The 17,226-nt window shown below is 64.5% G+C and carries 17 protein-coding genes; 3 read left to right on the forward strand and 14 right to left on the reverse strand.

The window, feature by feature from the left end; translation table 11 throughout:
- Positions 1-74: 74 nt before the first annotated feature.
- The 6 genes from bamB to ndk all read right to left on the reverse strand — a co-directional run bounded on the left by bamB (position 75) and on the right by ndk (position 5,238).
- Positions 75-1,262, reverse strand: coding sequence for an outer membrane protein assembly factor BamB (bamB, locus tag IB223_RS14950; protein ID WP_192202566.1), 1,188 nt, complete (start codon positions 1,260-1,262; stop codon positions 75-77).
- Positions 1,259-1,894, reverse strand: coding sequence for a tetratricopeptide repeat protein (locus tag IB223_RS14955; RefSeq protein WP_192202567.1), 636 nt, complete (start codon positions 1,892-1,894; stop codon positions 1,259-1,261). The genes bamB and IB223_RS14955 overlap by 4 nt, the downstream gene beginning before the upstream one ends.
- Positions 1,895-1,955: 61 nt before the next feature.
- Positions 1,956-2,771: a RodZ domain-containing protein gene (locus IB223_RS14960; protein ID WP_192202568.1), complete on the reverse strand. Its 816-nt coding sequence runs from the start codon at positions 2,769-2,771 to the stop codon at positions 1,956-1,958.
- Positions 2,768-3,499 (reverse strand): type IV pilus biogenesis/stability protein PilW, encoded by a 732-nt coding sequence (gene pilW, locus IB223_RS14965; protein ID WP_343227216.1) that lies wholly within the window; start codon positions 3,497-3,499, stop codon positions 2,768-2,770. The genes IB223_RS14960 and pilW overlap by 4 nt, the downstream gene beginning before the upstream one ends.
- 79 nt (positions 3,500-3,578) lie before the next feature.
- On the reverse strand, positions 3,579-4,766 hold the full coding sequence (gene rlmN / locus IB223_RS14970; protein WP_192202788.1) for a 23S rRNA (adenine(2503)-C(2))-methyltransferase RlmN: 1,188 nt from the start codon (positions 4,764-4,766) through the stop codon (positions 3,579-3,581).
- Positions 4,767-4,812: 46 nt separating this feature from the next.
- Positions 4,813-5,238, reverse strand: a complete 426-nt coding sequence (gene ndk / locus IB223_RS14975) for a nucleoside-diphosphate kinase (RefSeq protein ID WP_162337947.1) — start codon at positions 5,236-5,238, stop codon at positions 4,813-4,815.
- Between the two features lie 219 nt (positions 5,239-5,457).
- On the opposite strand from ndk, the gene IB223_RS14980 reads away from it, so the two are divergent.
- From IB223_RS14980 to IB223_RS14990, 3 genes are read left to right on the forward strand one after another with little or no spacing between them, the layout of a single operon-like run.
- Positions 5,458-6,087, forward strand: a complete 630-nt coding sequence (locus IB223_RS14980; protein ID WP_192202570.1) for a TetR family transcriptional regulator — start codon at positions 5,458-5,460, stop codon at positions 6,085-6,087.
- Between the two features lie 25 nt (positions 6,088-6,112).
- Positions 6,113-8,485, forward strand: a complete 2,373-nt coding sequence (locus IB223_RS14985; protein ID WP_192202571.1) for a 3-hydroxyacyl-CoA dehydrogenase/enoyl-CoA hydratase family protein — start codon at positions 6,113-6,115, stop codon at positions 8,483-8,485.
- Positions 8,486-8,508: 23 nt separating this feature from the next.
- Positions 8,509-9,714, forward strand: a complete 1,206-nt coding sequence (locus IB223_RS14990) for an acetyl-CoA C-acyltransferase (protein ID WP_192202572.1) — start codon at positions 8,509-8,511, stop codon at positions 9,712-9,714.
- A gap of 72 nt (positions 9,715-9,786) precedes the next feature.
- Here IB223_RS14990 and IB223_RS14995 read toward each other — a convergent pair whose 3' ends face one another.
- The 8 genes from IB223_RS14995 to IB223_RS15030 all read right to left on the reverse strand — a co-directional run bounded on the left by IB223_RS14995 (position 9,787) and on the right by IB223_RS15030 (position 17,150).
- The gene (locus tag IB223_RS14995) at positions 9,787-10,131 is read right to left on the reverse strand and encodes a tRNA-binding protein (protein ID WP_192202573.1); all 345 of its coding nucleotides are present in this window, start codon (positions 10,129-10,131) and stop codon (positions 9,787-9,789) included.
- A gap of 5 nt (positions 10,132-10,136) precedes the next feature.
- Positions 10,137-11,435, reverse strand: a complete 1,299-nt coding sequence (locus IB223_RS15000; protein ID WP_192202574.1) for an FAD-binding oxidoreductase — start codon at positions 11,433-11,435, stop codon at positions 10,137-10,139.
- A 60-nt stretch (positions 11,436-11,495) separates the two neighbouring features.
- Positions 11,496-12,398: a UTP--glucose-1-phosphate uridylyltransferase GalU gene (galU, locus tag IB223_RS15005; RefSeq protein ID WP_192202575.1), complete on the reverse strand. Its 903-nt coding sequence runs from the start codon at positions 12,396-12,398 to the stop codon at positions 11,496-11,498.
- On the reverse strand, positions 12,395-14,308 hold the full coding sequence (locus tag IB223_RS15010) for a nucleoside-diphosphate sugar epimerase/dehydratase (RefSeq protein ID WP_192202576.1): 1,914 nt from the start codon (positions 14,306-14,308) through the stop codon (positions 12,395-12,397). The genes galU and IB223_RS15010 overlap by 4 nt, the downstream gene beginning before the upstream one ends.
- Positions 14,309-14,329: 21 nt before the next feature.
- On the reverse strand, positions 14,330-15,301 hold the full coding sequence (locus IB223_RS15015; RefSeq protein ID WP_192202577.1) for a lipopolysaccharide biosynthesis protein: 972 nt from the start codon (positions 15,299-15,301) through the stop codon (positions 14,330-14,332).
- Positions 15,301-16,479 carry a lipopolysaccharide assembly protein LapB gene (lapB, locus tag IB223_RS15020; RefSeq protein ID WP_192202578.1) on the reverse strand — a complete coding sequence of 393 codons (1,179 nt, stop codon included), beginning with the start codon at positions 16,477-16,479 and terminating at the stop codon, positions 15,301-15,303. The genes IB223_RS15015 and lapB overlap by 1 nt, the downstream gene beginning before the upstream one ends.
- Before the next feature lie 4 nt (positions 16,480-16,483).
- Positions 16,484-16,771 carry a LapA family protein gene (locus tag IB223_RS15025; protein ID WP_192202579.1) on the reverse strand — a complete coding sequence of 96 codons (288 nt, stop codon included), beginning with the start codon at positions 16,769-16,771 and terminating at the stop codon, positions 16,484-16,486.
- Between the two features lie 73 nt (positions 16,772-16,844).
- Positions 16,845-17,150 (reverse strand): integration host factor subunit beta, encoded by a 306-nt coding sequence (locus tag IB223_RS15030; RefSeq protein WP_192202580.1) that lies wholly within the window; start codon positions 17,148-17,150, stop codon positions 16,845-16,847.
- Between the last annotated feature and the right edge of the window lie 76 nt (positions 17,151-17,226).

A 17,226-nucleotide genomic window follows, 5' to 3' on the forward strand; every position in this document is an offset into this window, starting at 1 on the left:
TTCCGCGAAAAAGGGCCGCAATGCGGCCCTTTCCGGCAAGACAGGAGTGGGCCGGCCCACTCCTTCGGACGGGGTTACTTGAACCCGAAGGCGGTCAGGCCACCCTCCACATCCTGTACCAGCAGGATGCCGTCGGCGACGACAGGCTTGCCACGCAGGGCCTTGCCCCCCACGCGGGCGCGCGCTGCGACCTCGCCATTGTCTGTGTTCAGCCAATGCAGATAGCCGTCGTAGTCACCGACCACGGCGTAGTCGCCATGGATGGTGGGTGCCGTCAGCGAGCGCCGCGCGAGGGTGGTGTTGGACCACAAGGCGCTGCCACTGTACTTGTCCAGCGCCCAGACGGTACCCGCCGGATCGGCCACCATGACCGCGCTGCTGGTGACCGCCAGGCCACCCGCGCCACCATTGTCGCGCGTCCACAAGGGGCGGCCCGAAGGGCCTTCCAGCGCAACGGTCTCCATCTTGTAGCTGGTGGCATACAAGGTGGTGCCTTCCAGCACCGGGGCGCCATCCACATCGGCCATGCGCTCGAGTTCACTGCGGCCTTCCGGCGTACCTACCGCCTGCGTCCACATGGGACGACCATCGCCCGCCGACAGTGCGGTGACCGTGCCGTCGTCGCTGCCTGCGAACACGACGCCCGGACCAACCACGACCGGCGCGTTGCCGCGAACGGTCAAACTGGGAAGTTCGTTGGTCCAGAACCAGCGGCGCTCGCCGTTTGCTGCATTCAATGCCGTGACGCGGCCATCATTGCTGCGCACGTAAACCAGATCCGTCCCGATCGCCGGCGCCGCAATGACTTCGTTCGGCACCTTCACCTGCCATTTCTCGGCACCAGTAGCAGCATCCAGAGCGATGACCTGGCCGTCCAGTGTTCCCACGACTACCAGGCCCTGGCCGGCACCCGGACCACCCGACAGTCGCAAGTCGGATTTGTACTGCCATACCTGCTTGCCCGTCTGGAGATCGAAGGCACGCACGCCGCCTTCGACCGCAGCGGCATACACCCGGCCACCTTCCACCACAGGCGCCTGCTGGATGCCCAGCCGATCCTCGCCTTTGCCGGCATTCGCGCTCCAGAGCTTGGACACCGACACCGACTGCGTGATGTCGACCAGTTCCGCCGGATCGGTCGGCTTCTCGTCTGGCTTGTCGTCACCGTCGAACCAGCCCTTTACCGTACTGCAGCCCCCCAGGGCGCCGATCAGGAGTGCTGCCGTCAGGAGACGGACGGGAAAACCATGGGTGAGCTTCATGCGGCGTCTCCGCTCTTGGGCGGTGTGCCGCCGGCGTGGATGAGTTTCAGCTCCACGAGCCGACGCTGGGGGGATACCACATCGAGCGTCGTCAGCGCGCGCGTGTAGGCATCCTGCGCTTCCTTCAACTTGCCTGCAGCCAGCAATGCATCGCCACGGACTTCCAGGCTCGATGCATCATCGGCCTTGTCCAGCAGCTTCAATGCATCGTCGTGCTTGCCGGTATCGATCAGCAGGCGCGCCAGGCGCAGGTTCACAAGCGGCCGCAGCGAATCGACCGGCGTCAGGCCGCGCAACGTGGCGATGGCGGCACCACGCTCGCCCGCCTGGATCTGTGCCTTGGCCAGCTGGAGACCCGCCACATCGGCGTACAGCTCGTCTTCCTTCATGAGCGAATCGACGGCGCCCTTGGCCTGCTTCAGGTCGCCCTTCGACAGATCCTCGACAGCCGCCTGGTATGCCTGGTAGGCCTGTTCCTTCTTGCCCGCCTGGCTCTTCTGCCACCACTGCCAGCCGAAGATGACACCCAACCCCAGGATCACGCCCCCCAGCAGGCCGGCACCATTGTTACGGAGCCAGCTACGGACGCGTTCGCTTTGTTCGTGCTCGTCGAGCAGATCATCAATCGCCATGCGCTCTCTTGCCCCGTCGAGGCGGGGTCTTGGTCTTTAGTTGGACAAACCCGCGCGCGGGTCAGTCACCGACCGGCGCTAGGGAACCCTCAGAGGATACCGTAAAGCGCGCAACATTCGCTCGCTGGTACGGTGCCAGATTCACCGTACTACCGACATGCTGAACCTCGACCGCCGTGGCATCGCCCAACTTGATGCGGCCGACTTCACCCCTCGCGTACGTGCGTTCTTCGCCCGCCCGGATCAGCGCATGCTCGACCTTGCGGCCAGCGGGATCATTGACTTCGACCCAGCTGTCACCCTTGAACGTCAGCGTCAGCCACGAGGCCGCCGCGCGCGGCAGTGGCGCCAGTGACGCCACATATGGCGTGGCCTGAGGCCTGGCGACCGGGGTGTTCCCTTCCGCCACACCTGGCGAACCTGATGCGCTCGGCACGACGTCCAGCGACGCGGTCGCCGCATCCGGTGCCGGTCCGGAGCTCGGACGCAAGGCCATCCACACCGGCGTTGCGATCACGAGCGTCAACACGACGTACACCGCACGCCGCTTGAAGCTTTCGAAGAAATACTGGAAGTGCGGCGTATGGCTGTGGCTGACCAGTTCGACCGGCTTCGATACCACCGCTTCCGCCTGCTGCAGGAAGGGTTCGACATCCACCTTGAGGAGGCGACCGTAACTGCGCAGCTGCCCGCGCACGAACACCGCCCCGCCTGACTGGTCCCACTGCCCGCCTTCGAGGGCGTGCAGCACCTTCAATGGCATCTTCAGGCGCTGGCTGACCTCCTGCAACGACAGGCCGGCCTGCTCACGCGCCAATCTCAGCGCCTCACCGCACCCCTGCGGCGGCGCCACTCCCCCACCTACCGTGTCCATCATGGCCCTGCATTTCCCCCAGAGTTGACGTCCTGCGCGTCGGGGAACTCCGCCCGAATCCGCTGAACATATCGACTGGCAGCGGCCTTGTCGCCGAGTCTATCCTCGATTTGTGATGCGAGTTTCAACACCGCGGCAGTCGCTGGCCCCGAAGCCAGCCTGCGCTCGATGAAGGCACGTGCCGGCAGATAGTGCTGCCGATCGAATTCCAGCTCCGCCATCGCGCCAAGGGCGGTCGTGTTGGACGGGTCGCGCGACAGGGCCAGACGCAGGTCGCGCTCGGCCCTTTCCGTCTGTCCGCTGGTCAGGGCGCAGCTGCCGGCATTCGCCATGGCCAGCACGGGCGTCGCATAGCCAGGCGCCTGGACCGCGCGGTCGAACCAGACCAACGACTCGGCCGCCGCACCATTGGCGCACAACCAGGCCCCGTAGTTGTTCTGGGCCGCGCCCTGCCCGGGCGCCAGCTCCGCCGCACGGCGGTACAGCTGGCCCGCCTCCTGCGCCCTGCCGCGCCGGTCTTCGATCACCGCCAGAAGAGTGGTGGCATCCGCCGAGCCGGGATCCAGCTTGAGTGCGGAGCGCACATCCTTCTCCGCAGGATCGAGTTCACCGGCATGCAGGCGCTGGGTGGCGCGCGCGAGCATCGTCTGCACCGACTGGCGGCGCTTGACCTCCGGACTGTCCTTGACCGAGTACTCGGGCGCGACCTGCTGCCCGGAGAGGGACTCCATCTTGCCCTTGGGGCGAACGAAGGTGAGGCGACTGCAGGCGGTGGCCAGCAGGAGGGGGATCAGCAGCAGGCAGATCGCCTTATGCCGCATCGTCGATGCCCTGTTCCTGCAATTGCCGGCGGAACTCGGCCTGGCGGCGCGTGCGGTCCATCACCTGGCCCTTCAACTGGCCGCAGGCGGCATCGATGTCGTCGCCGCGCGTGCGGCGGACCATCGTCAGCACCTGCGCGTCAAGCAGCAGTTTCTGGAACGCGCGGATTTCATCTTCCGGAGAGCGCTCGTAGCGCGTGCCCGGGAACGGATTGAACGGAATCAGGTTGACCTTGCCGGCATCCTTCAACTGCGCGGCATTGCTGAACTTGCGCATCAGCTGGGCCAGCTGGCGCGCGTGTTCGGGCTGGTCGTTGACGCCCTTCATCAAGGTGTACTCGAACGTCACCGAATCGCGCTTCTTGTTCGCGCGCAGGTAGCGCACGCATGACGCCATCAGTTCGGCGATCGGATACTTCTTGTTGAGCGGCACGAGCTGCTCGCGCAGGGCATCGTTGGGCGCGTGCAGCGAGACCGCCAGCGACACGTCGGTCTCGGTGGACAGCCGGTCGATCATCGGCACAAGGCCGGAGGTCGACAGCGTGACGCGCTTGCTGGCCAAGCCGTAGCCCAGGTCGTCGCGCATGATGTTCATCGCGCGCACGACATTGTCGAAATTGAGCAGCGGCTCGCCCATGCCCATCATCACCACGTTGGTGAGGCGACGGTTCTGCGCAGGCACGTTGCCCAGGTGACGCGCCGTCACCCACACCTGGCCGATGATCTCGGCGGTGGTCAGGTTGCGATTGAAGCCTTGGGTAGCCGTGGAGCAGAACGTGCAATTCAGCCCGCAGCCCACCTGCGACGACACGCACAGCGTGCCGCGGCTCTTGTCAGGTATGTACACAGTTTCGACGGCATTCTTGCCATCAACCCCCATGCCGAGCAGCCACTTGTGGGTGCCGTCGGTGGAGGGCTTGTCGAACACCACCTGCGGCACGACAACCTCGGCATGCTCCTGCAGCTTGGCGCGCAGGTTCTTGCCCAGGTCCGTCATCTGGTCGAAGTCGGTGACGTAGCGATGGTGGATCCACTTCATCACCTGGTGAGCGCGGAACTTCTGCTCACCGAGCTTTCCGATGAAGAACTGCTCAAGGCCCTCGCGATCCAGGTCCAGCAGGTTCTGTTTCGCAGGCACGGACGCACCGATGGCCACGGACGGTGCGTCCGTGGCCATTTTCAGTTCGATCGGTGGCAGTTCGTGGCTGCTCATCACTCTTCGCTCAGCGCGAGAACACTTCGGTGGCGGCGAAGAAGTACGCGATCTCGATGTTCGCGTTCTCGACCGAATCCGAGCCGTGTGCGGCGTTGGCATCGATGGAATCGGCGAAGTCGGCGCGGATCGTGCCCGGCGCGGCGTCCTTCGGATTGGTAGCACCGAGGATGTCGCGATGCTTCAGCACGGCGTTCTCGCCTTCCAGCACCTGGATGGCGACCGGACCGGAGATCATGAACTCGACCAGTGCATTGAAGAACGGACGTTCGCGATGCACGGCGTAGAAACCTTCGGCCTCACGGCGCGACAGGTGCTTCATCTTCGAGGCGACGATCTTCAGGCCGTTCTTTTCGAAACGGGCATAGATTTCGCCGATGACGTTCTTGGCGACGGCATCGGGCTTGACGATCGACAGGGTGCGCTCCAGCGCCATGGGGATTTTCTCCGTTGGGCGGGCCACTGAAGGCCCAAGGTTAACATGAAAAACCCGCGTCGAAACGCGGGCTTAGACCAGAAAGCGTAGCGAGATTCTAACGTATCCCAGCGCAGGATGCAGCCTGCGTCACAGGCCGATTGCTGCCTTGCAACATGACACGGCCCCACGGTCAGCGGAGAATCAATCAAACAAGCGTTTGATTAAGTCGGAGGCCCCATGGGCAACACCACACACTTCTCCACCAAGGAACGGATCCTGGGGGCCGCGGAAGAACTCTTCGCCCAGTACGGCTTTGCAGGCACCTCCCTGCGGCAGGTGACGAGTCGCGCAGACGTCAACATCGCGGCGGTCAACTACCACTTCGGCAGCAAGGAGAACCTGGTCAACGAGGTGTTCCGTCGCCGCATGGACGACATGACCGCCGCCCGCCTCACCCTGCTTGAAAAGGCACTGGCCGGGCGCCCGGGCGAGCTGGAACCCATCCTCGCCGCCTTCGTCGAGCCGGCGCTGGCGCTGGCCCAGGATCGCCACGGGGGCGGCGCCTTTGTCCGGGTCATCGCCCGCGCCTACGCCGAAAAGAACGATGGCCTGCGCAAGTTCCTCTCCGACCACTACGGCCATGTGCTGCGCGAGTTCGGCAAGGCGATCGCCGCCTGCGTGCCGGGCCTCAGCAAGGAAGAGCTCTACTGGCGGCTGGATTTCTTCTCCGGCGCCCTGACCTACGCCATGGCCGACTTCGGCCTGATCAAGCGCCCCACGGGCGTCACGGAAGCGGCGCACCGTGAGCGCGCCGCCCGCGAACTCATCCGCTTCGCCGAGGCCGGCCTGCGCGCCGACCATGTCTGAAACCCCTGCAATCCAAGGAAATTCCATGTCCAATCCATTGCTTGTACGCAAGGCGGCCGTTCTGGGCGCTGGTGTCATGGGCGCGCAGATCGCCGCGCACCTGACCAATGCCGGCGTAGACACCGTGCTGTTCGACCTGCCTGCCAAGGAGGGCCATCCCGACGGCATCGTGCAGAAGGCCATCGCCAACCTGGCCAAGTTGAGCCCTGCCCCTCTTGCCAGCAAGTCGCTTGCCGAAGCCATCACGCCCGCCAACTACGAGACAGGACTCGAGCACCTGAAGGGCTGCGACCTGATCATCGAGGCCATCGCCGAGCGGATGGACTGGAAGCAGGACCTCTACAAGAAGATCGCCCCGTTCGTGGCCGATCATGCGGTACTGGCAAGCAATACATCAGGCTTGGGAATCAACAAGTTGGCGGAAGTTCTTCCAGAACAACTTCGCCATCGCTTCTGTGGCGTGCACTTCTTCAACCCACCACGCTACATGCATCTGGCCGAACTGATTCCGGCCAAATCCACCGATGCCACCGTCCTCGAAGGTCTGGAGACCTTCCTGACCACTACCCTGGGCAAGGGCGTGGTCTATGCGAAGGACACCCCCAACTTCATCGGCAACAGGATCGGCGTGTTCTCGATCCTGGCCACCGCCCACCACACCGGCGAATTCAAGCTGGGGTTCGACGAAGTGGACGCCGTCACTGGCCCGCTGATCGGCCGCCCGAAGTCGGCGACCTACCGCACCTCGGACGTGGTCGGCCTGGACACCATGGCCCATGTCATCAAGACCATGGCCGACACCCTGCCGGACGACCCGTGGCACGCCTACTTCAAGTCGCCGAAGTGGCTGGACGCGCTGATCGCCAAGGGCGCGCTTGGCCAGAAGACCGGTGCCGGCATCTTCCGCAAGGTCGGCAAGGACATCGTGGTCCTGGACCTGGAGAAGCAGGATTACCGAGCCGCCGATCGCACGGCCGCGCCCGAGGTGGTCGAGATCCTGAAGATCAGGAATCCCGCGGAGAAGTTCGCCAAGCTGCGCGAGAGCCAGCACCCGCAGGCGCAGTTCCTGTGGGCCGTGTTCCGCGATCTATTCCATTACAGCGCCTATCATCTGGCCGACATCGCCGAAACCGCGCGCGATGTCGACCTGGCCATCCGCTGGGGTTACGGCTGGTCGCTGGGTCCGTTCGAGACCTGGCAAGCCGCCGGCTGGAAGCAGGTGGCGCAATGGATCGCCGATGACATCGTGGCCGGCAAGGCCATGAGCAGCGCGCCGCTGCCGAACTGGGTGTTCGACGGCCGCGAGGGCGTGCATGGTGCCGAAGGCAGCTACAGCCCGGGCCGCAACGCCAAGCTGCCTCGCTCGGCCCTGCCGGTCTACCAGCGCCAGCGCTTCCCGGATCCTCTGCTGGGCGAAGCCTTTGCCCAGGGCGAGACCGTCTACGAAAACGACGGCGTGCGCCTGTGGACCGACGGCGACGGTATCGGCGTGGTCAGCTTCAAGACCAAGATGCACACCGTCTCCGACGCCGTGCTGGACGGCCTGCAGGAAGCCATCACCATCGCCGAGCAGAAGTTCAAGGGCTTGGTGATCTGGCAGCCGAAGGAACCCTTCTCGGCTGGTGCCGACCTCGCAGGCGCCCTCGGTGCGCTGCAGGCGGGCAAGATCGCCGAGTTCGAAGCGATGGTCGCCAACTTCCAGGCCACCAGCCAGCGGATCAAGTACTCGCTGGTACCCGTGATTGCGGCCGTGCGCGGCCTCGCGCTGGGCGGTGGCTGCGAGTTCCAGATGCACAGCGCACGCACGGTTGCGCACCTTGAAAGCTACATCGGTCTGGTGGAAGCGGGCGTCGGCCTGCTGCCGGCCGGCGGCGGCCTGAAGGAACTCGCCGTGCGCGCCTCGCAAGCCGCAGGTCCGGGCGGAGACGTGTTCGCCGAGCTGAAGAAGACCTTCGAGACGATCGCGATGGCCAAGGTCTCCGCCTCCGCCGTCGAAGCCAAGGAACTCGGTCTGATGCGCACGGGCGACAAGGTCGCCTTCAACGCCTACGAGCTGCTCCATATCGCCAAGCAGGAAGCGCTGGCGCTGGCCGAGACCGGCTACCGCCCGCCCCTGCCCGCCCGCCGCATCCAGGTCGCCGGCGACGTCGGCATCGCCACCTTCAAGATGATGCTGGTGAACATGCTGGAGGGGCGTTTCATCAGCCCGTACGACTACGAGATTGCCGTGCGCATCGCCACCGTGCTGTGCGGCGGCGAAGTCGACCGCGGCGCACTGGTGGACGAAGAGTGGCTGTTGAAGCTGGAGCGCAAGCACTTCGTTGAACTGGCGCAGCAGGAAAAGACCCAGGCGCGCATCGGCCACATGCTGAAGACCGGCAAGCCCCTGCGTAACTAAGCGACGGACAAGGACACATCGAAATGAGCAAGCAGATCCAAGAAGCCTATATCGTCGCCGCTACCCGCACGCCGGTCGGCAAGGCACCGAAGGGCGTATTCCGCAACACCCGCCCGGACGACATGCTGGCGCACGTGCTGAAGTCGGTCGTGGCGCAAGCGCCGGGCATCGACCTCAGCCGCATCGACGACGCCATCATCGGCTGCGCGATGCCCGAGGGCGAGCAAGGCATGAACGTGGCACGCATCGGCCTGCTGTTGGCTGGCCTGCCGAACACCATCGCCGCGCAGACCATCAATCGCTTCTGTTCGTCCGGCCTGCAAGCCGTGGCGATGGCCGCGGACCAGATCCGGCTCGGCAATGCGGACCTGATGCTGGCCGGCGGCACCGAGAGCATGAGCATGGTGCCGATGATGGGCAACAAGATCGCCATGGCACCCAGCGTGTTCGACAACGACCACGTCGCCATCGCTTACGGCATGGGCGTCACCGCCGAGAAGGTGGCCGAGGAATGGAAGATCTCGCGCGAGGACCAGGATGCGTTCGCCGTTGCTTCGCACCAGAAGGCCCTCGCCGCGCAGGCGGCGGGCGAGTTCAAGGATGAGATCAGTCCCTACGAAGTGATCTCGCGCCAGCCCGACCTGGCCGGCAACACGGTGCGGCTGAAGAAGCTGCTGGTCGAACAGGATGAAGGCCCGCGTGCGGACACGTCGCTGGAAGGTCTGGCCAAGCTGCGGACCGTGTTCCGCAATCCGCAGTTCGGCGGCACTGTCACCGCAGGCACCTCGTCGCAGATGAGCGACGGCGCCGCCGGCGTGCTGCTGGCCTCGGAGCAGGCGATCAAGGATTACGGCCTGACCCCGCTGGCCCGTTTCGTCAGTTTCTCGGTCGCCGGCGTGCGTCCCGAAGTGATGGGCATCGGCCCGATCGCCGCGATTCCGAAGGCGCTGAAACAGGCCGGCCTGACCAAGGACCAGCTGGACTGGATCGAGCTCAACGAAGCCTTCGCCGCGCAGGCCCTGGCGGTGATCCGCGACAGCGGACTGGACCCTTCGAAAATCAACCCGCTGGGCGGCGCGATTGCGCTGGGCCATCCACTGGGTGCCACCGGTGCGATCCGCACTGCCACGATCGTCCATGGCATGCGTCGTCGCCAGCAGAAATACGGCATGGTCACCATGTGCATCGGTACCGGCATGGGCGCAGCAGGCATCTTCGAATCGCTCTGACGTTACCCGCACTTCTGTGTCGAATGAAAAAGGCGCCGAAAGGCGCCTTTTTCCCGGGTGTGGTGCCTTCGCTCACGCCATCCGCGCACCGTTCGGCACCGGCCGCTCCACCGTGGTGATCACCACGCCGTCATCGGTGTGAAAGCCGGTCAGCAGGAACTCCGACAGAAAGCCCCCGATCTGCTTCGGAGGGAAATTGATGACGCCGACGATCTGCCGCCCGACCAGGTCCTCTGCGGCATAGAGCGCGACGATCTGCGCGCTGGTCTTCCTGACCCCATGTGGCCCGAAGTCCACCCAGAGCTTCCACGCCGGTTTGCGCGCCTGCGGGAATGCCTCGACTTTCAGCACGGTACCCACGCACAACGCGACACGTTCGAAATCGGTCCATTCGATGGGGTCGTTCGTTTCCGTCATGTCGGTCACCTTTGCTCCATCCTGTCTTTCCACGCATCCTTGAATTCCGCCCACCAGTAGCCGAGCTGCGCGCCCATGAAACCGGCAGGTTTCAATGCGGATACCAGCCCATAGTCCGAAAACTCACGCCAGCGCGGATCTTCCTGGGCGATGGCGCTGGCGATGATCTCCCCGGCGAACGTGGTGGGTGCCACGCCATGCCCGCCGAACGCCTGCGCAACCCACAAGCCGTCCTCCACGCGCCCCACCTGAGGCATCTGGTGGCGGGCATAGCTCATCAGGCCCGACCACGCGTAGTCGATGCGGACGCCTTCAAGCTGGGGGAACACCTTCAGCATGTCGCGATACAGCAATCTCCGTACCTCCGCAGCCGACCGGTCCAGCACGGAGATGCGCCCTCCCCACAACAGCCGCGTGTCCGGTAGCGGTCGGTAGTAGTCGAATGCGAACCGGGTGTCGTAGACCGCGGCCTGCGTCGTGAGTGCGTCCTGCATCCGCGCATGCAGCGGCTCTGTCACCATCACATAGGTGGCAATGGGCAATACGCCCGCATCCACGCGACGATGCAGGCCTGCAAGATAGCCCCCACAGGCCAGCACCACATGACGCGCCCTGACCTGCCCCTGCGGCGTGGCCACTCGCCATCCCATGCCATCCCGCACCAGCGCGCTCGCGGGCGAGCGCGCGAACAGAGAAACCCCTTGTTCCTCTGCCACGCGTGCAATGCCGCGCGCGTACTTCAGCGGATGAAAATGGAAGGCATCCGGCTCGAACAGGCCGTCATGGTAACGGTGCGTCCGGATGTGGCTTCGCAGCGTTTCCTGCGGCATCCATCGCCAGTCCTGACCATACTGATCAGCCAGCAGGCGCTGCCGGCTCCGCAACACCTCCGGATCCTTGAACCAGTTGGCCCAGATGATCCCGGCGTGCGTGTCGTCGCAGGCGATGGCATGGCGTGTGATGCGTTGCCGGATCAGTTCGACCGCATCCGTTGTGCCGTCATAAAGAGCCTTGGCGCGCTGGGCACCCAGTTCGTGTAGGAGCGCGTCCTCACCCCTCGAGAATCCGCCGAACACGAAGCCACCGTTGCGGCCCGAGGCACCGTAGCCGGCCGCTTCGGCCTCGAGCAGCACGACATCACGGACGCCCCTCTCCGACAGACCCAGCGCGGTATTGAGCCCGGCGAACCCGCCACCGATGATGCAGACCGATGCTTCTACGCTCCCCTGCAGCACAGGCGATGGCGGGGCCGCGCCGGCGGTATCGAGATAGTAGCCAGCTCCGGAGGTGTCGGCTGCAGACATGGCATCCATCGAGTGGCGCGGGGTGAACGGGTCGAATCAGGCCTTCGGTGATGCGGAAACCTATTCGAGTTCCCGCACGCCCAGTTCGGCCAGGGCATCCTGCATCATGACGCGTGCCGCATCACTGAGTTTCTCGTGGTCGAGTGCGTAGCGGATGGTCGCTTCGATGAGGCCGATATGCGTACCGCAATCGAAGCGGGTGCCCTTGAAGCGATAGGCATGTACCGGTTTTTCCAGCAACAGCGCCGCGATGGCATCCGTCAGCTGGATCTCGCCACCGGCGCCCGGCGCCGTTCCCTCCAGCAGGGCGAAGATGCGCGAATCGAGCACATAGCGGCCGACGACCGCCAGATTGCTGGGCGCGACCTCCGGCTTCGGCTTCTCCACGATGCCACGGATGCGCCCCTCCCTTCCGGTGAAGGCGTCGGTGGCCACGATGCCGTAACTACCTGTCTGGTCATGCGGCACATCCTGCACCGCGATGATGCTGGCGCCCGTCGTTTCGGCGGCGTCGGCCATCTGCTTCAGCGCACCGGGCCCACGGTTCCATATCAAATCGTCGGGCAGCAGGACCGCGAAGGGTTCGTCGCCCACGATCGGCTTGGCGCACAGCACGGCATGCCCCAGACCCAGCGCCTCGGCCTGCGTCACGAAAACAGCGCGTACGTGGCTGGGCAGCACATTCCGCACCAGTTCGAGCTGCTCCTGTTTTCCAGCCCGCTCCAGCTTCTGCTCGAGCTCATAGGCCTTGTCGAAGTAGTCGGCAACCGCATGCTTGTAGCGGTTGGTGACGAAGATCAAGGTGTCGCACCCTGCCTCGACCGCCTCATCCACGGCGTACTGGATCAACGGCCGATCGATGATCGGCAGCATCTCCTTCGGCACGGTCTTGGTCGCGGGCAGAAAGCGGGTGCCGAGACCGGCGACGGGAAAAACGGCCTTGCGGATTCTGGCAGTGGTCATCGGGTCCTGCGGGCATCGCGACCTGGGAATACCACGATGTTAGCCGAAGAATCATCCTGGTCGTTTGACAACGGGGCGAACTCGGGAACCGCGATCCGCAATACCTCTCCCAACTCGTTCGTATCGTACCGGGCATGCGCCGCCCGCATGCGCTGCAGAGCCAGTTCGATGAACTCGGGCGCCACTTCGCGCGCAAGCGCCTTCATGATCTTCGAGTGAGAGGTGGGCTGGTAGCGCTCATCTGCGTGGAAAAGCGTTTCGTGCAACTTCTCCCCGGGGCGAAGACCGGTGTAGACGATGGCGATATCGCGCCCGGGTTGCCTGCCTGCCAATCGGATCATCTGCTCCGCCAGCAGGCGGATCGGCACTGGATCGCCCATGTCCAACGTATAGATGGATGCATGCGCTGCGCCTGAAGCCGCCTGCAGAATGAGCTGGCACGCCTCGGGAATGGTCATGAAATAGCGCGTCACGTCCGGATCGGTGACGGTCACCGGCCCGCCCTTGCGGATCTGTTCCCGGAACAAGGGAACTACGCTACCTGCGGAATCCAGGACGTTGCCGAAACGCACCGTGACGTATCGCGTTCCCGAGCGCGCATCGTCGAGCGCCTGGCATGCCATCTCCGCAAGGCGTTTGGTCGCACCAAGCACGTTCACGGGATCCACTGCCTTGTCCGTGGAAATCAGCACGAAGGTCGCGACACCCGCTTCACGACACGCACGTGCCACCGTTTCGGTTGCCAGAACATTGTTGCCAACCGCTTCCCGCAGATGCCCCTCAAGTAACGGCACCTGTTTGTAAGCTGCGGCATGGAATACGGCATCAGGCTCTGCAATCTTCAATGCGTGCTCAATGACGGCCGCATCTCCGCAGTTGCCCAGTATCGGAAGAACCTCAAGATCCGGAAAAGCTCGACGAAGATCGCCCTGGATCGTGATGAGCGCCAGTTCGTCGATTTCAACCAGTGCGATCCGCTGGGCACCGTGGCGAGCACATTGCCGGCAGAGCTCCGAACCGATGGACCCGCCCGCACCCGTCACCATCACGGTCCGCCCGCCCAGCCAGCCCCGGATGAGCTTCCAGTCGGGCGTGACCGACTTTCGGCCAAGCAAGTCCTCGATCGCGACCTCCTTGAGGTCGCCCGGCATGGACTGTCCTTCCAACACGTTGACCAGTCGAGGCACCATGCGGAAAGGCAGCCCGGTGCTTTCGCAGATCGCCACTACGCGTTGCATCGCCGGCGCATCGAGGGACGGCATGGCGATGACCAGCATGCGGGCAGCGGTTTCGCGCGCAACCGCCGCCGCGTTCTCCAACCCTCCCAGCACGGGAATGCCCTGCAGTTTTGATCCGTGCAGCCGTGACGCGTCATCCAGGAAGGCGACCGGTTGATAGATTCCCGTGCGCCGGAGCTCGCGTACAAGAGCCTCACCTGCCCGGCCGGCGCCGAGAATCAGCACTCGGGACGCACTTTCGTTGCTGCGGTTGACCTGACTGTCCTTCCATGCGCGGTAAGCGAGCCTGGGCAGGCCAAGGAAGCCCACCAGGGCAAACGGGTAGAAGCCCAGCACTGCACGCGGCGTGGAACCGAACCGGTTGTAGAAGAACAGCCCAAGGACAACGCCCAGGAAACCCAGCGCACACGCCTTCACGATATTCCAGAGGTCTGGAAGACTGGCAAAGCGCCAGAGACCGCGATACAGCCCCATCCACCAGAACACGGCGCCCTGCGCCAGCAGAACGATGGCAATCTCGTTCGACCAAAGAGGGAACGCTGGTGCTTGGGCGAGCATTGCGTACCGAAGACGATGCAATACCTGCCAGCACAGCCACACCATCGTCAGATCATGGGCCGCCACCAGAAGGCGCGGCATGAAGCCACTCAATCGATCCCGCCAGGACTCCATCAGCTCCGTCTCCGTGTGCTATCAGCTACGCCATCCTCGGCGCAATAAAACCCACAGCGCCCCACCGAACCCGTAGACGGCGATCACCGCGCCCAGGGTAGCTACCACCGTTGTCCGGGGCATGCCATAGATTAACAATAAGGTAACGCCGCCGAACACCATGTAAATCACGGTTACCGCAGCGTGCCCGAATCGACGCGCGCCGATCTGGTAGAGATGGCCCACATGCGGTGTCCACCATTGTTCGCCCCGGAGCATGCGCCCCAGTAACGTGAAGCCTGCGTCGACGAGAAAAGCACACAGGGGCAGCAGCAGCAGGGGGGTGCTGGCCGGTGGCAGCGCAAGGAACGCGGCGGTGGCAAGCCCGGCCAACGCATAACCCAGTGCACCACTGCCCACGTCCCCCAGGAAGATCCACGCCCTGGGGAAGTTGAAGGGCAGGAAGCCGACGCACGCCGCGAGCAGCGCCAAGGCAAGCCAGTGCCACCCCCCCACCAGCAAGCCGGCATAGGCCAGTGCCGCCAATGCAGCCTGGCTGGCTGCCAGGCCATTGATGCCGTCCATGAAGTTCCAGACGTTGACCAGCACCATGGTCATGCCAAAAGCCGCCACAGCCGGCAGCCACTGGCCGCTTTGCCATCCCGCTGCCGCTGCCAGGCTCAGCGCCGCCACCGCTTGTACCGCCAGTCGCAGCCAAGGCGACAAGGGCCGATGGTCGTCCCACCACCCTATTCCGGCGACAATCAACAGGCCGGGCGCGAAGCCCAGCCACAGCACATCCATTGCCTCTGGAATCAGCGCAAGGTACAGGCCGGCAGCCACGAGTACGGCCACGATCGCGATGCCGCCGCCACGGGGCGTTGCGACGCTGTGACTCCTGCGCTCACCCGGCTGGTCCATGAGGTTGCCGCGCAGGGCGTATCGGCGCGCCAGCCAGGTTCCCAGGGCGGCAGCTGCCGCCAGCAGCAGAAGCCAGACGGGCACGCTCGGCATCAGACGACCGCGTAGTTCAACAGTGGCTTGATCGTGCCCCACTCCTTGCAACTCGGGCATTGCCAATGATGCGTCCTGGCGCCGAAGCCGCACTGGGTGCACCGGTAGCTCGGATTCCGCACCAGCAGTTGATCGGTGATGTGCTTGAGATCATGCAGCGTGGCCGACGCGTCCGCACCTTCCGCCAGCGTGAGGTCGATCAGTGCCGCTTCGCCGCGTACCGACGGCCGGTCCTTGAGCTGACGTGCAAGGTAGGCCCTTGCGGCGGCAACGCCATCCTGCCGTTCGACCAGGCGCGTCAACGCCAGCACCGGGGCGATTCCCCGGTAGTGCTCGCACATCTCCGACAGGAATGCCCGCGCTCCGGACAGATCACCCACTTGCTCGTAGCCTGCCAGCAGGCTCGGCAACACCTCGGGAAGGTAGTCCGGGTCATGTCGCGCAGCGCGTTCGAACGCGCGAATCGCCGCTTCCGAATTGCCCGCATCGGTTTCAATGCGACCTTCAAGGATGCCGGCACGTACGCTGCCCGCATCGGCCTGGTAGGCGCGTGCCACCGCTGCCCGGGCGGCTTCGACGCTGTTCGCCGTCCGTTGCCGCTCGGCCAGTTCGCATTCGAACTGGGCGATCAGCTTGCCCATCGGTTCGGTCGTGACCTCTTCATAACGTCGCGCGTTGTCGATCGCCTTCTCCCAGTCGCGCTCAGCCTGGTAGATGCCGATGAGGTGCTTGAGCGCCTGCGGAGCACGCTGGTCGATGCGCGCCAGATCGGTGAACACGGTTTCCGCGCGATCCAGAAGGCCGGAACGCATGTAGTCCTCGCCCAGTGCCAGCAAGGCTTGCACGCGCTGCGCATCGCTCAGGTCGGCCCGTTGCACGAGGCCCTGGTGCAGGCGAATGGCGCGATCCACTTCGCCACGACGACGGAACAGGTGGCCCAGGGCAACCTGCGTCTCGAAGGTTTCCTTGTCCAGCTCCGCGATATGCAGGAACAGCTCGATGGCCTTGTCCGGCTGCTCATTGAGCAGATAGTTCAGGCCCCGGAAATAGGTGCTCGACAGTCTGCTGACCTGCGTGTCGCCGTGACGTTGTCCGCCGCGACGGCCGATGATCCACCCGCTGAGCGCAGCAAGCGGAAGGAACAGGAAGAACCAGAACCATTCGGTCAGGAAAGCCATGGGTTCAGGCACCGCCATCGATGGCCGATGACGTCCCCGCCCCGTTGGCCGCGGGCTGGGCGGCGCGGGTCGCCTTCCTGAGCTTGGCGTACAAAGGCCAGACCAGGGTGGCCAGCACGATCAGGCCGCCGATCACCACTCCCAGCAGCAGGGACAGCATGATGCCGACGCCGGAAGACGTCTGGAATTCGGTGAAAAGGAGTTTCAGCGTGATCGGCTGCGTGTTGAGCACGCCGATGATGAGTCCGTAGGCCAGGAACAACAGTGCGACGACCAGGCGGAACATGTTCATCAGGCGACTCCTTGCGGGATGCGCCTAGCTTAACGGAGTAGACGCGGAACGACACACACGCGTCGACGGCGGGTTATTCCCCGCTTTCCTCGATGGGGGTGACGTCACTGACACGCTCGCGCAGTTCCTTGCCCGGCTTGAAATGAGGGACATGCTTGGCCGGCAACGCGACCGACTCGCCGGTCTTCGGATTGCGTCCCATCCTGGGCGGACGGTAATGCAGCGAGAAACTGCCGAATCCGCGGATCTCGATACGGTCGCCCTGGGCGAGGGCCCCGCCCATCATCTCCAGCAAAGCCTTGACGGCCAGGTCCACGTCCTCGGCCTTGAGGTGCGGCTGGCGGCGGCTGAGGATCTCGATGAGTTCGGATTTGGTCATCGCATGCGGAATTCGGACGGATGAACCCGCGCCGGCCCGGGTACTCCGGGCCGGCGGGGAACGGTACTGCTAGTGG

This window comes from Pseudoxanthomonas sp. PXM03 (assembly GCF_014852005.1).
Classification (GTDB): Bacteria; Pseudomonadota; Gammaproteobacteria; order Xanthomonadales; family Xanthomonadaceae; genus Pseudoxanthomonas_A.

Coding starts and splice junctions, on each gene's coding strand:
- IB223_RS14955 (WP_192202567.1), bottom strand. CDS start 1,894: ATGGCGATTGATGATCTGCTCGACGAGCACGAACAAAGCGAACGCGTC.
- pilW (WP_343227216.1), bottom strand. CDS start 3,499: ATGGAGTCCCTCTCCGGGCAGCAGGTCGCGCCCGAGTACTCGGTCAAG.
- IB223_RS15015 (WP_192202577.1), bottom strand. CDS start 15,301: ATGCCGAGCGTGCCCGTCTGGCTTCTGCTGCTGGCGGCAGCTGCCGCC.
- IB223_RS14995 (WP_192202573.1), bottom strand. CDS start 10,131: ATGACGGAAACGAACGACCCCATCGAATGGACCGATTTCGAACGTGTC.
- IB223_RS14985 (WP_192202571.1), top strand. CDS start 6,113: ATGTCCAATCCATTGCTTGTACGCAAGGCGGCCGTTCTGGGCGCTGGT.
- IB223_RS14990 (WP_192202572.1), top strand. CDS start 8,509: ATGAGCAAGCAGATCCAAGAAGCCTATATCGTCGCCGCTACCCGCACG.
- IB223_RS14980 (WP_192202570.1), top strand. CDS start 5,458: ATGGGCAACACCACACACTTCTCCACCAAGGAACGGATCCTGGGGGCC.
- bamB (WP_192202566.1), bottom strand. CDS start 1,262: ATGAAGCTCACCCATGGTTTTCCCGTCCGTCTCCTGACGGCAGCACTC.
- IB223_RS14960 (WP_192202568.1), bottom strand. CDS start 2,771: ATGATGGACACGGTAGGTGGGGGAGTGGCGCCGCCGCAGGGGTGCGGT.
- IB223_RS15030 (WP_192202580.1), bottom strand. CDS start 17,150: ATGACCAAATCCGAACTCATCGAGATCCTCAGCCGCCGCCAGCCGCAC.
- IB223_RS15025 (WP_192202579.1), bottom strand. CDS start 16,771: ATGAACATGTTCCGCCTGGTCGTCGCACTGTTGTTCCTGGCCTACGGA.
- IB223_RS15000 (WP_192202574.1), bottom strand. CDS start 11,435: ATGTCTGCAGCCGACACCTCCGGAGCTGGCTACTATCTCGATACCGCC.
- ndk (WP_162337947.1), bottom strand. CDS start 5,238: ATGGCGCTGGAGCGCACCCTGTCGATCGTCAAGCCCGATGCCGTCGCC.
- rlmN (WP_192202788.1), bottom strand. CDS start 4,766: ATGGCCACGGACGCACCGTCCGTGGCCATCGGTGCGTCCGTGCCTGCG.
- galU (WP_192202575.1), bottom strand. CDS start 12,398: ATGACCACTGCCAGAATCCGCAAGGCCGTTTTTCCCGTCGCCGGTCTC.
- lapB (WP_192202578.1), bottom strand. CDS start 16,479: ATGGCTTTCCTGACCGAATGGTTCTGGTTCTTCCTGTTCCTTCCGCTT.
- IB223_RS15010 (WP_192202576.1), bottom strand. CDS start 14,308: ATGGAGTCCTGGCGGGATCGATTGAGTGGCTTCATGCCGCGCCTTCTG.